Source organism: Pandoraea oxalativorans (assembly GCF_000972785.3).
GTDB classification, from domain to species: Bacteria; Pseudomonadota; Gammaproteobacteria; order Burkholderiales; family Burkholderiaceae; genus Pandoraea; species Pandoraea oxalativorans.
Window position 1 is genome coordinate 466,366 of the sequence record NZ_CP011253.3, and the last position, 13,805, is coordinate 480,170.

13 protein-coding genes are annotated in these 13,805 nt (G+C 64.7%); 8 read left to right on the forward strand and 5 right to left on the reverse strand.

What is annotated here, in order from left to right:
- Positions 1–51: 51 nt before the first annotated feature.
- Positions 52–1,143 carry a homocysteine S-methyltransferase family protein gene (locus MB84_RS02120; protein ID WP_046290578.1) on the reverse strand — a complete coding sequence of 364 codons (1,092 nt, stop codon included), beginning with the start codon at positions 1,141–1,143 and terminating at the stop codon, positions 52–54.
- A 144-nt stretch (positions 1,144–1,287) separates the two neighbouring features.
- Here MB84_RS02120 and MB84_RS02125 point away from each other — a divergent pair, with 144 nt between their 5' ends.
- The gene (locus MB84_RS02125) at positions 1,288–1,680 is read left to right on the forward strand and encodes a rhodanese-like domain-containing protein (protein WP_046290579.1); all 393 of its coding nucleotides are present in this window, start codon (positions 1,288–1,290) and stop codon (positions 1,678–1,680) included.
- Between the two features lie 55 nt (positions 1,681–1,735).
- Here MB84_RS02125 and MB84_RS02130 read toward each other — a convergent pair whose 3' ends face one another.
- The 4 genes from MB84_RS02130 to MB84_RS02145 all read right to left on the reverse strand — a co-directional run bounded on the left by MB84_RS02130 (position 1,736) and on the right by MB84_RS02145 (position 5,512).
- Positions 1,736–1,993 carry a BTH_I0359 family protein gene (locus MB84_RS02130; protein WP_039395232.1) on the reverse strand — a complete coding sequence of 86 codons (258 nt, stop codon included), beginning with the start codon at positions 1,991–1,993 and terminating at the stop codon, positions 1,736–1,738.
- A gap of 196 nt (positions 1,994–2,189) precedes the next feature.
- Entirely contained in the window at positions 2,190–2,984 is a 795-nt protein-coding gene (pcaD, locus tag MB84_RS02135; RefSeq protein WP_046290580.1) for a 3-oxoadipate enol-lactonase, read from the reverse strand.
- A 289-nt stretch (positions 2,985–3,273) separates the two neighbouring features.
- Complete coding sequence (locus MB84_RS02140) at positions 3,274–4,359, reverse strand: DUF3108 domain-containing protein (RefSeq protein WP_211279336.1); 1,086 nt, start codon at positions 4,357–4,359, stop codon at positions 3,274–3,276.
- Positions 4,360–4,627: 268 nt separating this feature from the next.
- Positions 4,628–5,512 (reverse strand): IclR family transcriptional regulator, encoded by an 885-nt coding sequence (locus tag MB84_RS02145; RefSeq protein WP_046290581.1) that lies wholly within the window; start codon positions 5,510–5,512, stop codon positions 4,628–4,630.
- 187 nt (positions 5,513–5,699) lie between these two features.
- On the opposite strand from MB84_RS02145, the gene MB84_RS02150 reads away from it, so the two are divergent.
- The 7 genes from MB84_RS02150 to MB84_RS02180 all read left to right on the forward strand — a co-directional run bounded on the left by MB84_RS02150 (position 5,700) and on the right by MB84_RS02180 (position 13,798).
- Positions 5,700–6,686, forward strand: coding sequence for a fumarylacetoacetate hydrolase family protein (locus MB84_RS02150; protein ID WP_046290582.1), 987 nt, complete (start codon positions 5,700–5,702; stop codon positions 6,684–6,686).
- A 294-nt stretch (positions 6,687–6,980) separates the two neighbouring features.
- The gene (locus MB84_RS02155) at positions 6,981–8,132 is read left to right on the forward strand and encodes an ABC transporter substrate-binding protein (RefSeq protein WP_046290583.1); all 1,152 of its coding nucleotides are present in this window, start codon (positions 6,981–6,983) and stop codon (positions 8,130–8,132) included.
- A 224-nt stretch (positions 8,133–8,356) separates the two neighbouring features.
- Positions 8,357–9,577: an ISL3 family transposase gene (locus MB84_RS02160; RefSeq protein ID WP_046289972.1), complete on the forward strand. Its 1,221-nt coding sequence runs from the start codon at positions 8,357–8,359 to the stop codon at positions 9,575–9,577.
- Between the two features lie 25 nt (positions 9,578–9,602).
- Positions 9,603–10,424: an enoyl-CoA hydratase/isomerase family protein gene (locus MB84_RS02165; protein WP_046290584.1), complete on the forward strand. Its 822-nt coding sequence runs from the start codon at positions 9,603–9,605 to the stop codon at positions 10,422–10,424.
- Between the two features lie 87 nt (positions 10,425–10,511).
- A complete protein-coding gene (locus MB84_RS02170) occupies positions 10,512–11,507 on the forward strand; it encodes a PhaM family polyhydroxyalkanoate granule multifunctional regulatory protein (RefSeq protein WP_046290585.1) in 996 nt (331 codons plus the stop codon).
- Positions 11,508–11,584: 77 nt separating this feature from the next.
- Complete coding sequence (locus MB84_RS02175; RefSeq protein ID WP_046290586.1) at positions 11,585–12,871, forward strand: patatin-like phospholipase family protein; 1,287 nt, start codon at positions 11,585–11,587, stop codon at positions 12,869–12,871.
- Between the two features lie 60 nt (positions 12,872–12,931).
- Positions 12,932–13,798 (forward strand): AraC family transcriptional regulator, encoded by an 867-nt coding sequence (locus MB84_RS02180; RefSeq protein ID WP_046290587.1) that lies wholly within the window; start codon positions 12,932–12,934, stop codon positions 13,796–13,798.
- Positions 13,799–13,805: the final 7 nt, after the last annotated feature.

Consider the following 13,805-nt stretch of genomic DNA (forward strand, 5'->3'; position numbering starts at 1 on the left):
CGGGACCGGCGCATTGAGAGACGTTTGGCTCATGGGGCAATCCGTTCTGTATTAGATGTTCGCGTCGGCGTCGATGGCGTCATGGCGGTACTGCGAGGGCCAGCGGCGCGGCTTGACGTCCGACAATGCGCGGGCGATCTCGGCAATGTGCTCCGGCGTCGTGCCGCAGCAGCCGCCCGCCAGATTCACCAGACCCGCCTGCGCGAACTCCCGCAGCAGACCGGACGTGACGTCGGGCGTCTCGTCGAAGCCCGTGTCGCTCATCGGGTTGGGCAGACCGGCGTTCGGGTAGACCGATACGTACGTGTTGCACAGCTTGGCCAGCTCGGCGATGTACGGGCGCATGAGCGTCGCGCCGAGCGCGCAATTCAGGCCGAACGTGAGCGGGCGGGCGTGACGCAGCGAATTCCAGAACGCCTCGACCGTCTGGCCGGACAGAATGCGCCCGGAGGCGTCCGTCACGGTGCCGGAGATCATGATCGGCAGAATCTCGCCGGTGTCCTCGAACAGTTCGTCGATGGCGAAGAGGGCGGCCTTGGCGTTGAGCGTGTCGAAGATGGTTTCGACGAGGAACAGATCCACGCCGCCTTCCAACAGCGATTTCGCCTGTGCGTAGTACGCGTCTCGCAACTGGTCGAAGTCGACGTTGCGTGCGCCGGGGTCGTTCACGTCCGGGCTGATGCTCGCGGTCTTGGGCGTCGGGCCGATGGCCCCGGCGGCAAAGCGCGGCTTGTCCGGCGTGCTGAACGCCGCGCAGGCTTCGCGCGCGAGACGCGCCGACTCGCGGTTCATCTCGTCGGCCAGGTGCTCCATGTGGTAGTCGCTCTGCGCGATCGTCGTCGCCCCGAAGGTGTTCGTCTCGAGGATGTCGGCTCCGGCGGCCAGATACTTGCGGTGGATTTCGCTGATGACGTCGGGGCGCGTGAGCGAGAGCAACTCGTTGTTGCCCTTCACGTCGTGGGCGAAGTCGGCAAAGCGCTCGCCACGGTACTGCGCCTCGTTCAGCTTGTACTGCTGGATCATCGTCCCCATCGCGCCGTCCAGAATCAGGATGCGCTTCTCAAGCAGTGCGGGCAGCGCCTGGGCGCGCGTGTATTGCAGTGCCGGTCGTGCGATCGAGGCGGGTGGGGTTGCGGTGGTCATGACGGACGTCGCCCTGGAGTGGCCGGAAAACCTATAATTGTAATGGTTTTCGTGCGTATCGCCTTGCGCCGCCGCCGGATGGGCGGGGCTGTCGGACGATTCGCCACTTTTCTGCCAATTTCTTGCCAGTGTTCGCCAAACAACATGGAATTCCTGCTCCCGAGCGCCGCACACAAGTTCCTGCAAGCCAACGCCAACGCGCTGTTCGTCGATTGCCGCAGTGAAATCGAGCATCTGTTCGTGGGGCACCCGGTCGGGGCGATCCACGTCGCCTGGAACGACGGCCCGGACTGGGAAGTCAATCCGCACTTCGTGCAGAGCGTACGCAAGCTCGCAGGCGCGGGCGGTGAGCGCCCCGTGCTGCTGATCTGCCGCAGCGGCAACCGCAGTGCGGCGGCCGGCGAGGCGCTGGAGGCGGCCGGTTTCCTGAACGTCTACGGGGTGTTACACGGCTTCGAGGGCGATCTGGACGCCTCGCATCACCGAAACGCCGTGAACGGCTGGCGCTTCGACGGTCTGCCGTGGCAGCAGTGTTAAAAAAACCCTCGCCTTGGCGAGGGTTTTTTGCGGGACTACCGAATGGATGTCGGTATCAGTGGAGCACAACCGGGTTCGTCATGAAGGTGTCGAACTGTCCGAGGAATTCGTCGACTTCGTCCTCGGAGGGTTCGCTGGCGATCAACTTCTGCACTTCTTCACGGAATTGCCGGGCAAGCGAGCCGTCGAGGAAAATCTCGCGGCCGGCGGATTTGTCCACGATTTCATAGCCGCCAGCGGACAGCGAGTGATTGCCGTTATCCGCGGCAAACTCAACGACACAGTAGTTCGGGCTGTTGTAAATCATGAGCATGGCAACTCTCCTGGTGTTCCTGCATGGTCCTGAGTAACCCACATAGGGGCGACGCGGCGCGATTTCAAGAGGCAACGCCCCATGATTCGCTTATCGGCACACCGGCTGACGAATTCAATGGTTTTGGCCCTCCTTTTGTAAAGGTCACGCTACAAGTCCTGCAAACACCCCCTGCAAGTCGTTCTTTTTGCAGGGTTCAGACGTTAGAGGCGGCCCCGAGCAAAAATGTTGCAAGGGCATTCGTTACGAACTGTTTCTGCTCGACGATCGACAGATGCGCGGCGTCGGGCACGATCTCCAGCCGCGCGCCCGCAATGCCGTCGGCGATCCGGCGCGCCACGGCGGGCGGGGTCGACGGGTCGTTTTCCCCGACCAGCACCAGCGTCGGCACGTCGATCTCGGACAGGCGTGTTCGCACGTCGAACGCCGCGAGCGCCTCGCAGGACGCCGCGAACCCTTCCGGGGCGGCCTGCGCGACGAGGGCACGAATGCGCTCGGCCTGCGCGAGGTGATGCTTGCGAAAGTGCGCGCCCAGCCAGCGTTCCAGCGTCCCTGCCGCAAGCGCCTTCATGCCATGCGCCCGAGCCGTCGCAGCCCGCTCCAGAAACGTCCTGGCATCGGCCTCGTCGTAACCGGCCGTGGTATCGATCAGCGTCAGGCTGGCGATGCGTTCGGGGGCGTCCAGCGCCACTTGCTGCGCCACCGCACCCCCCATCGAGATGCCGACGAAATGCGTCGAGGGGATCTCTAGCGAACTGAGCAGGGCGGTCGCGTCGGCAGCCAGTTGTTCGATGGAGTAAGGGCCGTGGGTGATATCGCTGCGGCCGTGGCCACGGCTGTCGTATCGGAGTACCCGGAAATGGGCCGTCAGTTCGGGGACGAGGTCGTCCCATACGGTGAGATCCGCACCCAAAGGGTGCGCCAGCGTAAGCCACGGACCGTGGCCGTCGACCGCGTAATGAATCGATGCTCCGTTGGCACTGACTTTCATGGGCGGCCCCCTGGGTTCGTCGATGCGTTGCGCGGTGATGTCGACGGGCGTCGATGCACTGGGATGTTTCTGATTATGTCAGGAACATCGGGATCTTGCAGACCGTTTCGTCGTAGTTGGGCAACACTTCGCCGCCCACCCGCATGCCGCCTGAATCCCTCAAAGTTCTAAGGACTCTTGCGTCGATTTTCGAGACGGGAAACCCATGTCTCGTGAGGGGTCTAGTACGACGCAGTACAGTGCATCGACCGCGTTCGCGGTGTGTCGTCGGTTCGGCCCGCGTGCTTCCTCACGGAGCCGATTTCTCCGTGAAGATCAGCTCGAACTCGTTGCCGGACGGCTCCGTCTGTTTCACGCGCACCGGCAGCCAGTCGAGCGATGGCGCGAGCCAGATATCCACGCGTCGCTCGTCGCCCGCCTTGCGCGGCAGACGCGTGAAATGGCGCGTCTCGACGTAACCGTTGCGCGTGGCCATCGTTTCGCTGCCGACGTACTGCACCGGCCACACCTCGCTGCTATCGGTGTCGACCACAGTGAATTCGTGCGTCACGCCGACCTGGGTATAGCGCTCGGGATTGCCTCGCGCGTAGCTCGCCAGTTGCATCATCACGCTGAACCGGTCCTGTGCGCCGGGCGCAAGCGGCCCCGACTGGCCGGAGCGGGAGAAGTGGAGTGTGGGTGTGGCGTCACGATGGAAATCGGTGACGTATTCCGCGCGCCGCCCGCGTTTTTCCACATAACGGGACGGCGCGATGCCGTTCGCATCGTAGCCGCCTTCGCTGTTGAACTCGAACGTGCCGAAGAAGATGATCGGCACGGCCACGCGCAGCGTGTAATGCCCATTCTCGTTGACCCAGTGGAGCTGTCCTGTCTGGTTGCGCACGCCGTTCATGAGCGCGTCGTAAGTCAGCGTGACGGAGGGCGGCGGATCGAACTTGTCGCCGTTTGCGGCGGCGGCCGTCAGCGGCAAGGCGGGTGCGGCCGCGGCCTCCGACGCCTTCGCGCCGGGTGTATCGCCTTCGCCCGCCACCGTTTCCGACGCGGCCACCGGGCCCGGCGTATCCGTCGCAACCGGGGCGGCGAGCGTATCCGGGGGCGCGGGGGCGGGCGGACGCGGTTGGGCGACCGGCTTGGGTTTGGGAGGCGGAGGTGCGGGTGGCTCGGGCGGTGCGACCGGCTTGAGCGGGATCAGCGTGATCGGAATGCTGGGGATCGGCGTGTCGTCGAGCTTTGTGCGATGGACGGCGACCCAAAACGCGATGAACACGTGTGCGCCGAACACCGCCGCCAGCACCGCGACCCACAACGCCCAGCGTCTGCCCTGTCTCCGGGTGCCTGACGGTCCGTCCGGCGTTTGCCCAAAGGCGTCAGTCACGCCCGAGGCCTCCGATGCATCGGGGGCTGCAGGCATGTCGGATGTCGCTTGGCGAGGAGTACCGGGATGGCGCAAAGACACGAGATGGAATCGATCGGAACGTCGGAGGCTCAGGATCTCATATTGCGATGACCCCGGTTCGACAGCACCTGCTGCGTGCCGTTCATCGTCGGCAGACCGGGCATTCCGGGCTTTCGGTCTTCAGCTGACGTCCCGAAAATACCGCGCAACGCCGTCACCCCGGGCAGACGGCGTTCCTTCGCGATATTCAGCGTTTCGCCCCGGGCGCCTGCGCGTGTCCTAGGTCGGCGGAGAGATTCTGAGCGAGCGTGCGCAAGGCCGTGTCGATGGGGCCGCCCCAGCGCGCGTCGAAACGACTCTCGGGGCCGAGCGCCATGAGACCCATCACGAGTTGTCCGGTCGCGTCGAACACTGGCATGCAGAACGCGTTGACGGACGGCAGGACCGTGCCTTCGACGCGTGCTGCCCGATGCGCGCGCACATCGTCGAGCACCGCTTCGTACTCCGCGCGCGTCGCGGGCAGATGATGGCGCGACGCGTGTTGCAAAGCGGCGAGTGCGGCGTCGATGAGCGGGGCGGTCTGACGCTCGGGGAGATAAGCGGCGAAGAGCCGACCGGCGGCCGATTCGAGCATGGGCATCACGTCGCCCAGCCGCAGCGGCACACGCATCGGGAACGTCGATTCGAGCCAGTGCACCACCGTCGGCCCCTGATTGCCCCAGACGGCCAGCCCCACGGTCTGATCGATCGCGTCGCGCAGTTCCGACATGGCGAAGCGTGCGGCCTTGAAGGCGTCGATGCGCGCGACGTGCGCGAGTCCCATGCGAAGCGTGAAGGGACCGAGGTCGTAACGTCCGCTGACCGGGTCCTGGACGATGAGTCCGAGCCGCTGAAAGCTCACGAGGTAGCGGTGCGCTTTGGCGGGGTTCATGCCAGCCGCGTGCGCGAGGTCGCGCAGCATCATGGCGTTCGACGCTTCGGTGAGGACTTCGATCAGACGGAAGCCCACTTCGATGGACTGAATGCCCGAGCGGGTCTTCTCCTCGTCGGGGGCTGCGCTGCCGTCCTTCTCGCGCTCGATCTCGGTCTCGCTCTCGCTCTCGCTCTCGTTGTGATGTTCAGGCGCTGTCATGTGTCTCTTGAATAATTGTCATGGCCGCTTGCCGGGGTGCGGCTCGACCCGTGCCCGGTCGATGCCCTCGGGTAGAATCGTCGGCGTCAAGCGCCATTCTATCGGGCCAAAATCGTCGGGCCTCAAAATGGAATCCGCTTTATCCGAATCCGCTAAAACTGCCGTAACTGCCTGCAGACGCCACCACATGAAACTCGCTACCCGTAAGGACGGCACGCGCGACGGTCAACTGATCGTCGTCTCGCGCGACCTGTCGACCGCCTGCATCGCCGACGCCATCGCCCCCACGCTGCAACGCGTGCTCGACGACTGGACGTTCTACGCCCCGCAACTGCACTCGCTCTACACCGAACTCAACCACGGCCGCGCGCGCAACACCTTCGCGTTCGACCCGGCCGAATGCATGGCGCCATTGCCGCGCGCGTATCAATGGGCCGACGGCTCGGCGTATGTGAACCACGTCGAGTTGGTGCGAAAGGCTCGCGGCGCGGAAATGCCGCCCGAATTCTGGACCGATCCGCTGATGTATCAGGGCGGCAGCGACGACTTCATCGGGCCGACGGACGACATCGTCTGCGCCTCGGAAGACTTCGGCATCGACTTCGAAGCCGAGGTTGCCGTGGTGACGTCGGACGTGCCGATGGGGGCGAGCCCGGCGCGTGCGCTCGAAGGCGTGCGTCTGCTCATGCTGGTCAACGATGTGAGCCTGCGCAACGTGATCCCGGCCGAACTGGCCAAGGGCTTCGGCTTCTTCCAGAGCAAACCGGCGAGCGCATTCTCGCCGGTTGCCATCACGCCGGACGAGTTGGGCGACGCCTGGCGCGACGGTCGTGTGCATCGTCCGCTGACGGTGAAATGGAACGACAAGAAGTTCGGCGCACCGGAGTGCGGCGAAGACATGGTGTTCGACTTCGGTCAGTTGGTTGCGCACGTGTGCAAGACGCGTAACGCGCGCGCCGGGACCATCGTTGGTTCCGGCACCATCTCGAACAAGGATCGCAGCCGTGGCAGCGCGTGCATCGCCGAGAAGCGCATGCTGGAGACCATCGAGAAGGGCGCGCCCGAGACCGCGTTCATGCGTTACGGCGACCGCGTGCGCATCGAGATGTTCGACGCGCAGGGCAAGACGATCTTCGGGGCGATCGATCAGTCGGTGGCGCCGCTGGACGAGTGATCGTAGTCCGAACGGTACAGCCAACGGGTACGGCTGACCGCGCGGACGGGAAAAGTGAAGAGGGCTGCAAGCCATACCCGGCGTGCCTTCACGGGGTGTCGGACGATACGTCCATAGGGTGAACCCGGATATGGCGGGGAATTCTGCCTCCGCTATTCTTTGTCTCCTTGAGTCGGTGCGCGCGCCTGGCAGGTTCGCGCACCGGCCGTTACTTTCGCCGGCGCGGCGCGAGGTGTCCGTCCCGGGGCATCCGTGTTCTAAAAAATCAAGCGCGGGCCAGACCAGGAGAATTCCATGCGAAACCCCGTGCGCACTGCCCTGCTGGGTGCGATGTTGCTGGCGTTGGCCGGCGGCGCTGCCGCTCAGGTCAAGATTGGTGTGAACATCTCGCTCACCGGCCCGGCGGCCTCGCTCGGCCTGCCTGCGCGCGACACCGTCACCATGCTGCCGAAGGAAATCGGCGGACAGAAGGTCGACTGGATCGTGCTGGACGACGCGTCGGACACCACGACGGCCGTTCAGAACACCAAGAAGCTCATCTCGGAGAGTCACGTCGACGCCATCATCGGCTCGTCGATCACGCCGAACACGCTGGCGATGCTCGATGTGATTGCTGCTGGCACCACCCCGACGATCTCGCTCGCCTCGTCCGCCCGCATCATCGAGCCGGTCGACGCCAAGCGTTACTGGATGTTCAAGACCCCGCAGACCGACGCGCAGATGGCCTCCGCTATCGTGGCCCACGCTTCGCGTCATGGGGTGAAGAAGATGGCCTTCATCGGTCAGGGTGACGCGCTCGGCGAGGCGTTCTATGAAGAAGTCGCCAAGTTCGCCAAGGTGAATCACATCGAGATGGTCGCGAGCGAGCGCTTCGCACGCACCGACCCGAGCGTGACCGGCCAGATCCTGAAGATCATGGCGACCAACCCCGACGCCGTCGTCGTGGGTGCCGCCGGTACCCCGGCAGCGCTGCCGCCGAAGGCGCTCGCCGAGCGCGGCTACAAGGGCCTCGTGTATCACAACCACGGCGTGGGCAATAACGACTTCCTGCGCGTGTGCGGCAAGGACTGCAACAACACGTACCTGCCGGCCAGTCCGGTGCTCGTGGCGGCGCAACTGCCGAACGATCATCCGGCCAAGGCGGTCGCGCTCGACTACATCAAGAAGTTCGACGCCAAGTACGGCGCGGGCAAGGTGGCGGCCTTCGGCTCGTATGCCTGGGACGCTGGCATTCTGCTTGAGCGCGCGATCCCGATCGCACTGAAGACCGCCAAGCCGGGAACGCCGGAATTCCGCAAGGCGCTGCGCGACGCGCTGGAAACGACCAAGGACGTCCACGTCTCGAACGGCATCACCAACATGAGCCCGACCGATCACCTCGGCCTCGACCAGCGCGCCCGCGTGATGGTCAAGATCGACAACGGCAAATGGGTGATCGCCCCGTAATTGCCGAAACTTCCGAATGCGGGACGTCGTGTCCATCACGTCCGCCCTGCATCGACCCCGCATTTGACCCGTTGACCGTCGGCGGCGCTGGCATGTCCGGTGCCGCTGTTTCCCATCCCCGCCTGTGCGGGGATATTTTTTGGTTCATCGCGCAATAGCGTGGAGGGATTTGACAAGTTTTCGTACTCTTGATGGCAGGAATTTGCCATCAGGAGTGCGTGGAGATGCTGGATCGCAAGCTGCTGGAGTCGCTGGGAGGCTGGCAGGGCTATGCCGTCGAACGCGTGGAGTGGCCCGAGGGCACAGGGCGCACGCTGTCGATCTATTTGAAGCCAACCGCCAAGGTGATGCTGTGCGAGCAGTGCGGCGCACGATGTCGCCAGGTCCATGAGACCACGGTGCGCCGGGTGCGAGATCTGCCGTTATTTGAGTACCGGGTTGTTCTTCATGTTCCACGCCGGCGCTTGTTGTGTGAGCAATGCGGTGGCCCGCGCCTGGAGCGGCTTACTTGGCTGGGTCGCTACCAGCGGGTGACGGATCGGCTTGCGGCGGCCTGCAGCCAATTGCTGCAATCGAGCAACGTGCAGGCGGTGGCGAGGTTCTTCGAGCTGGGTTGGCATACCGTCAAGACGCTGGACAAGGCCCGGCTCCGAGCGTCAGTGCGCGAACCGGATTGGTCCAGGATCGAGTATTTAGCGATGGACGAGTTCGCCCTGCATAAAGGGCATCGGTACGCGACGGTAGTCGTCGATCCGATCAGCAGGCAGGTGCTGTGGATCGGCCCAGGACGCTCACGCGAGACGGCTCGGGCGTTCTTCGAGCAATTGCCGCGTGGGGTCGCCCAACGCATCAAGGCCGTAGCCATCGACATGACTACGGCCTACGAGTTAGAAATCCAGGCCCACTGCCCACGGGCGGAGATCGTCTATGACTTGTTCCATGTCGTGGCCAAGTACGGACGAGAGGTCATTGATCGGGTGCGCGTGGATCAGGCCAACCAACTGCGCCAGGACCGTCCCGCGCGCCGGGTCATCAAATCGAGCCGCTGGCTGTTATTGCGCAACCGCGACAAGCTAGACCGGCAGCAGGCCGTCCGGCTCGACGAATTGCTGCAAGCCAACCAGCCGCTGCTGACGGTCTATGTCCTGAGGGACGAACTCAAGCGGCTCTGGTTCTACCGAAGACCTGCCTGGGCAAAACAAGCCTGGCACCACTGGTGCGAGCAGGCCGAGCAAAGCGGAATAGCCCCCTTGAACACCTTCGCTCAGCGTCTGAAAGGCTATCTGCATGGCATCCTGGCCAGATGCCGACATCGTCTAAACACCAGCATCGTTGAGGGCATTAACAACACTATCAAGGTCATTAAGCGGCGCGCCTACGGCTACCGAGACCAGGAATACTTCTTCCTCAAAATCCGCGCCGCCTTCCCCGGTAATGCTCAATGAACCTATTTTTTTGGAGCGGTAAGCCATGTCGCAAGACCCGTATCAACACTACCAGTCGCTGCAATTCAAGCGGCATCCGAATGGCGTGCTCGAACTCATCATGGGCGCCGGCGCGAACAAGAGCGGTCTGTCGACGGCCGACCACCGCATGCATCAGGAACTGGCCGACGTGTGGCGCGAGATCGACCGAGATGCCCAGACGCGCGCCGTCGTCATTCGCGGTGAAGGCAAGGGCTTTTCCGGCGGTGGGGATCTGTCGCTCGTCGAAGACATGGCCGACGACTTCACTGTTCGGGCGCGGGTGTGGCGCGAGGCGCGCGATCTGGTCTACAACGTGATCAATTGCAGCAAGCCCATCGTCTCTGCGATGCACGGCCCGGCGGTCGGCGCGGGGCTGGTGGCCGGGTTGCTGGCCGACATCTCGATTGCCGCGAAGACGGCGCGCATCATCGACGGCCATACGCGTCTGGGCGTGGCAGCGGGCGACCATGCCGCCATCGTCTGGCCGCTGCTGTGCGGCATGGCGAAAGCGAAGTACTACCTGCTGTTGTGCGAACCGGTGACCGGCGAGGAGGCCGAGCGCATCGGACTCGTGTCGCTCACCGTGGACGAGGCGGACCTGCTGCCCAAGGCGTTCGAAGTGGCCGACAAACTCGCGCGCGGCTCCAGCACGGCGATTCGCTGGACGAAGTACGCACTGAACAACTGGCTGCGCAGCGCCGGACCGGCGTTCGACGCGTCGCTGGCGCTCGAATTTATGGGTTTCTCCGGGCCGGACGTGCGCGAGGGGCTGGCGTCGCTGCGGGATCGCCGCGCGCCGGACTTCGGCGGCGACGCCCCGTTTTGACACACCGCTGGCGCTGGCTCGGCGTATGATCGATAGCCATACGCCCTGTGTGCTTCACCTGCCGTCCGTGCCCGACTGGAGACTGTAATGAGCGATTCGACGAGTGCCATGCCTAACGGCTTCGACATTCTCAAGAAGATGTGGGAGGCGTTCAGTCCGCCCGCGACATTCACCTCGCCGCTGACGCAGTTGATGCAAAGCGCCGCGCCGTTGCTCGATCCCGACGAAATCGAAAATCGCATTGCCGAGATGCGGGCGGTGGAGCAGTGGCTCACGCTCAACCTGAACGTGCTGAGCTCGACGATTCAGGCCTTCGAAGTGCAGCGCGCCACGTACGCGACGCTGCGCGCGTTCGGCACGGGCAGCTTCGGTGCGGCGGGCGCGAGCGACACCGGGGCCGCAGACGCCGGTGCATCCCCGTTCGGCCAGGCGGCCGCTGCCAACTTCTGGCGTTCGCCATTTGCTGCTGCCGAGCCAGCGCAGGACGTCGAGCCGGAACCGCAGGCGAGTGCGCCCGAACCGGAGCCGCAGGCCGAACCCGAAGCCGAGTCGGAAGCGACGGCGCATACCGGTGCAGAGAACGAGGCGGGCGCGTCGGCATCGCCTTTTGCGCAGGCGAGCAGTGCCTATGGCGCGCTGGACCCGTCGATGTGGTTCAACGCCATGCGCGCGCAGTTCGACCAGATTGCCGCTGCTGCGCAGGCGGCGGGCATTTCAGCGGCGCAGATGACCGAGGCTGCGGCGACGCAAATGTCCGACGCGGCGGCCAAGGCAACGAAGGCAACCAAGGCCGCAGCACCGTCCGCAGCGAAGGCATCGGACAAGAAGGCAGCACCCGCAAAGCGCGCCGCGCCTGGCGCGAGGACGGCACCGAAGACGGCGGCTAAACGCGCATCTGCCAGCAAGAAGGCGCCCGCCAAAACGGCGACTAAATCCGCTGCGGCCAAGACCTCGGCCAAGACATCGGCGAAAACTACGGGACGCACGTCGTCGGTCAAAGCCGATGGCGACACCCCGGCCCAGGCGTCGGCCAAGGGCCGCGCATCGGGCAGCACAGGGAAGCAATCCGCCTGGAAGTGGTAGGGCGCGACTTCGGTCGCATGCCCGGACGGCTGACGGCGGGGGAAGAATAACGACTGCGAAGGCAGAGGAGGCCCCCCATGATCTCAGGCGAACGTACCGGTCTCGTCCTGATGGGCGGAGGCGCACGCGCCGCGTATCAGGTCGGCGTGCTCGCGGCGATTGCCGCGATACAACGCGAGGTCCTGCCGTCGCGGCGGGCGATCCCGTTTCCGATCGTCTGCGGGACATCGGCGGGTGCGATCAATGCCGCTGCACTCGCCTCGCATGCAGACGATTTCCAGCATGGCGTCATGAAGCTCGACGCCGTCTGGCGTCAGTTCCATGCCGGTCAGGTGTTTCGCGCCGATTCGCTGGGCATGGCCGGCACCGGTGCGCGCTGGCTCGCGGCCATCTCGCTCGGCTGGGCCTTGCGCCGCTCGCCACGTTCGCTGTTCGACTGGTCCCCGCTGGCCGACATGCTGCGCCAGGCGATTCGTCTGGATCGGTTACCCGACGTTTTCGCCTCCGGCGCGCTCGAAGCCCTGTCGGTCACTGCGTTGTCGTACTCCTCGGGCAAACACGTCACCTTCTATCAGAGCGCCGAGCCGATTCAGGCATGGAAGCGTTCGTTACGGCTTGCACGCACGGTGCCGCTGACGGTCGAGCACCTGCTCGCGTCGAGCGCGATCCCGTTTCTTTTTCCGGCCATCGAACTCGATCTCGACGGACAGTCCGAGTATTTCGGCGATGGCTCGATGCGTCAGATCGCGCCGCTCAGTCCCCCGATTCATCTGGGGGCTTCGCGCGTGCTGATCATCGGAGCGTCGCACGGACAGTACGGACTCGACAGCAGCGGCGAGCGGATCGGCGGCTATCCGAGCCTCGCACAGATCGGCGGTCAGGCGCTGGCGAGCGTGTTCATCGACGGGTTGTCGGCGGATCTGGAGCGTCTGCAGCACATCAACAATGTGCTGCGATACGTGCCGGAGGCACAGCGCGAGTCGAGCGGATGGCGTCCCATCGAGACGTTGCTGATTTCACCGAGCCAGCGTCTGGAACCGATTGCGGCGCGGCATCTGAAGCAACTGCCGCGCGCCGTTCGGACGATGCTGGGTGCGATCGGCGCGGATGCCGAGCGTGGTGCGGCGTTTGCGAGTTACTTGCTGTTCGAGTCGTCCTACACGCAGGAGCTGATCGCACTCGGCGAGGCGGACGCCTACGCGCAGCGCGACGCGATTGCCGCGTGGCTCGTGGCCGAGGCCGATGGCACCAGCCCGCTCGACGACGTCGAAGCGGGGGCGGTCGGCGGTGCCGAGCCACCGGCCAACTCGCCGCTGTCGATCGATCCCGACACCGTGGCGGATACCGGAAAGCCAGCGGCATGAAGCGCATGGACGCCTCCTCTTCCCCGTCCCGCTATCATTGCCGTCTTCACTGAGTCGCGTATGTCGAAATCGACCCGTTCTGCCGTTGCATGCCCCGCTGTTAAATGTCCATACCCGTCGACGTTCTGGCGCGACCCGTCGTTGCCGTTTCTCGAAGCCCGCGAAGTGCTCGACGGGCGGCGCGTGTGCTACGCGCTGCACAGTCACGAGACGTTTTCCATCGGCGCGGTGACGGGCGGTCGCAGTACCTACCTGAATGGACACGCACGTGAGACGGTGGGGCGCGGCAGCGTCGTCGTGATGAACCCGGACGCGGTACACGCCTGCAATCCCATCGGCGACGAGGCATGGGCCTATCGCATGCTGTTCGTCGACACGGCGTGGTTGGGCGATCTTCAGCGGGAACTGGGGTTTGCACACGGGCAGGATCTGCATCTTTTCGACCCGATGTCGTCGACCGACGCTGCGCTGTATGACGGGCTGAACCGACTTTACGACGTTTGCACCGACGCGTCGCGCGACCGGCTGGAACGCGAGAGCGTCGTGCAACAGTTTTTCATCGACGTGCACGAGCGGCTGAATCCTGCGCCGAAGCCGATGCGCGACGACTCGCACAAACTGCGCGACGCCGCCGACTTCATTCGCGCGCATTGCTGCGAGGCGTTGACGCTGGCGCAGATCAGTGCGGCGGCGGGCTTGTCGGCGTCCTACCTCACGCGGGCATTCCGTGCGCAGTTCGGTCTCACGCCACACGCGTTTCTCATGAATCAGCGCATTCAGTATGCGCGGGCGCGCCTGCGGCGCGGACACGCTATCGCCGAGGTCGCGCTCGATGCGGGCTTTGCCGATCAGGCGCATTTCCAGCGGACCTTCAAGCAGTTTCTCGCCGCAACACCGGGACATTACCGCGAGCCGCGTGTGGCGTGAGCGTCGT

Coding starts and splice junctions, on each gene's coding strand:
- MB84_RS02120 (WP_046290578.1), bottom strand. CDS start 1,143: ATGACCACCGCAACCCCACCCGCCTCGATCGCACGACCGGCACTGCAA.
- MB84_RS02125 (WP_046290579.1), top strand. CDS start 1,288: ATGGAATTCCTGCTCCCGAGCGCCGCACACAAGTTCCTGCAAGCCAAC.
- MB84_RS02130 (WP_039395232.1), bottom strand. CDS start 1,993: ATGCTCATGATTTACAACAGCCCGAACTACTGTGTCGTTGAGTTTGCC.
- pcaD (WP_046290580.1), bottom strand. CDS start 2,984: ATGAAAGTCAGTGCCAACGGAGCATCGATTCATTACGCGGTCGACGGC.
- MB84_RS02145 (WP_046290581.1), bottom strand. CDS start 5,512: ATGACAGCGCCTGAACATCACAACGAGAGCGAGAGCGAGAGCGAGACC.
- MB84_RS02150 (WP_046290582.1), top strand. CDS start 5,700: ATGAAACTCGCTACCCGTAAGGACGGCACGCGCGACGGTCAACTGATC.
- MB84_RS02155 (WP_046290583.1), top strand. CDS start 6,981: ATGCGAAACCCCGTGCGCACTGCCCTGCTGGGTGCGATGTTGCTGGCG.
- MB84_RS02160 (WP_046289972.1), top strand. CDS start 8,357: ATGCTGGATCGCAAGCTGCTGGAGTCGCTGGGAGGCTGGCAGGGCTAT.
- MB84_RS02165 (WP_046290584.1), top strand. CDS start 9,603: ATGTCGCAAGACCCGTATCAACACTACCAGTCGCTGCAATTCAAGCGG.
- MB84_RS02170 (WP_046290585.1), top strand. CDS start 10,512: ATGAGCGATTCGACGAGTGCCATGCCTAACGGCTTCGACATTCTCAAG.
- MB84_RS02175 (WP_046290586.1), top strand. CDS start 11,585: ATGATCTCAGGCGAACGTACCGGTCTCGTCCTGATGGGCGGAGGCGCA.
- MB84_RS02180 (WP_046290587.1), top strand. CDS start 12,932: ATGTCGAAATCGACCCGTTCTGCCGTTGCATGCCCCGCTGTTAAATGT.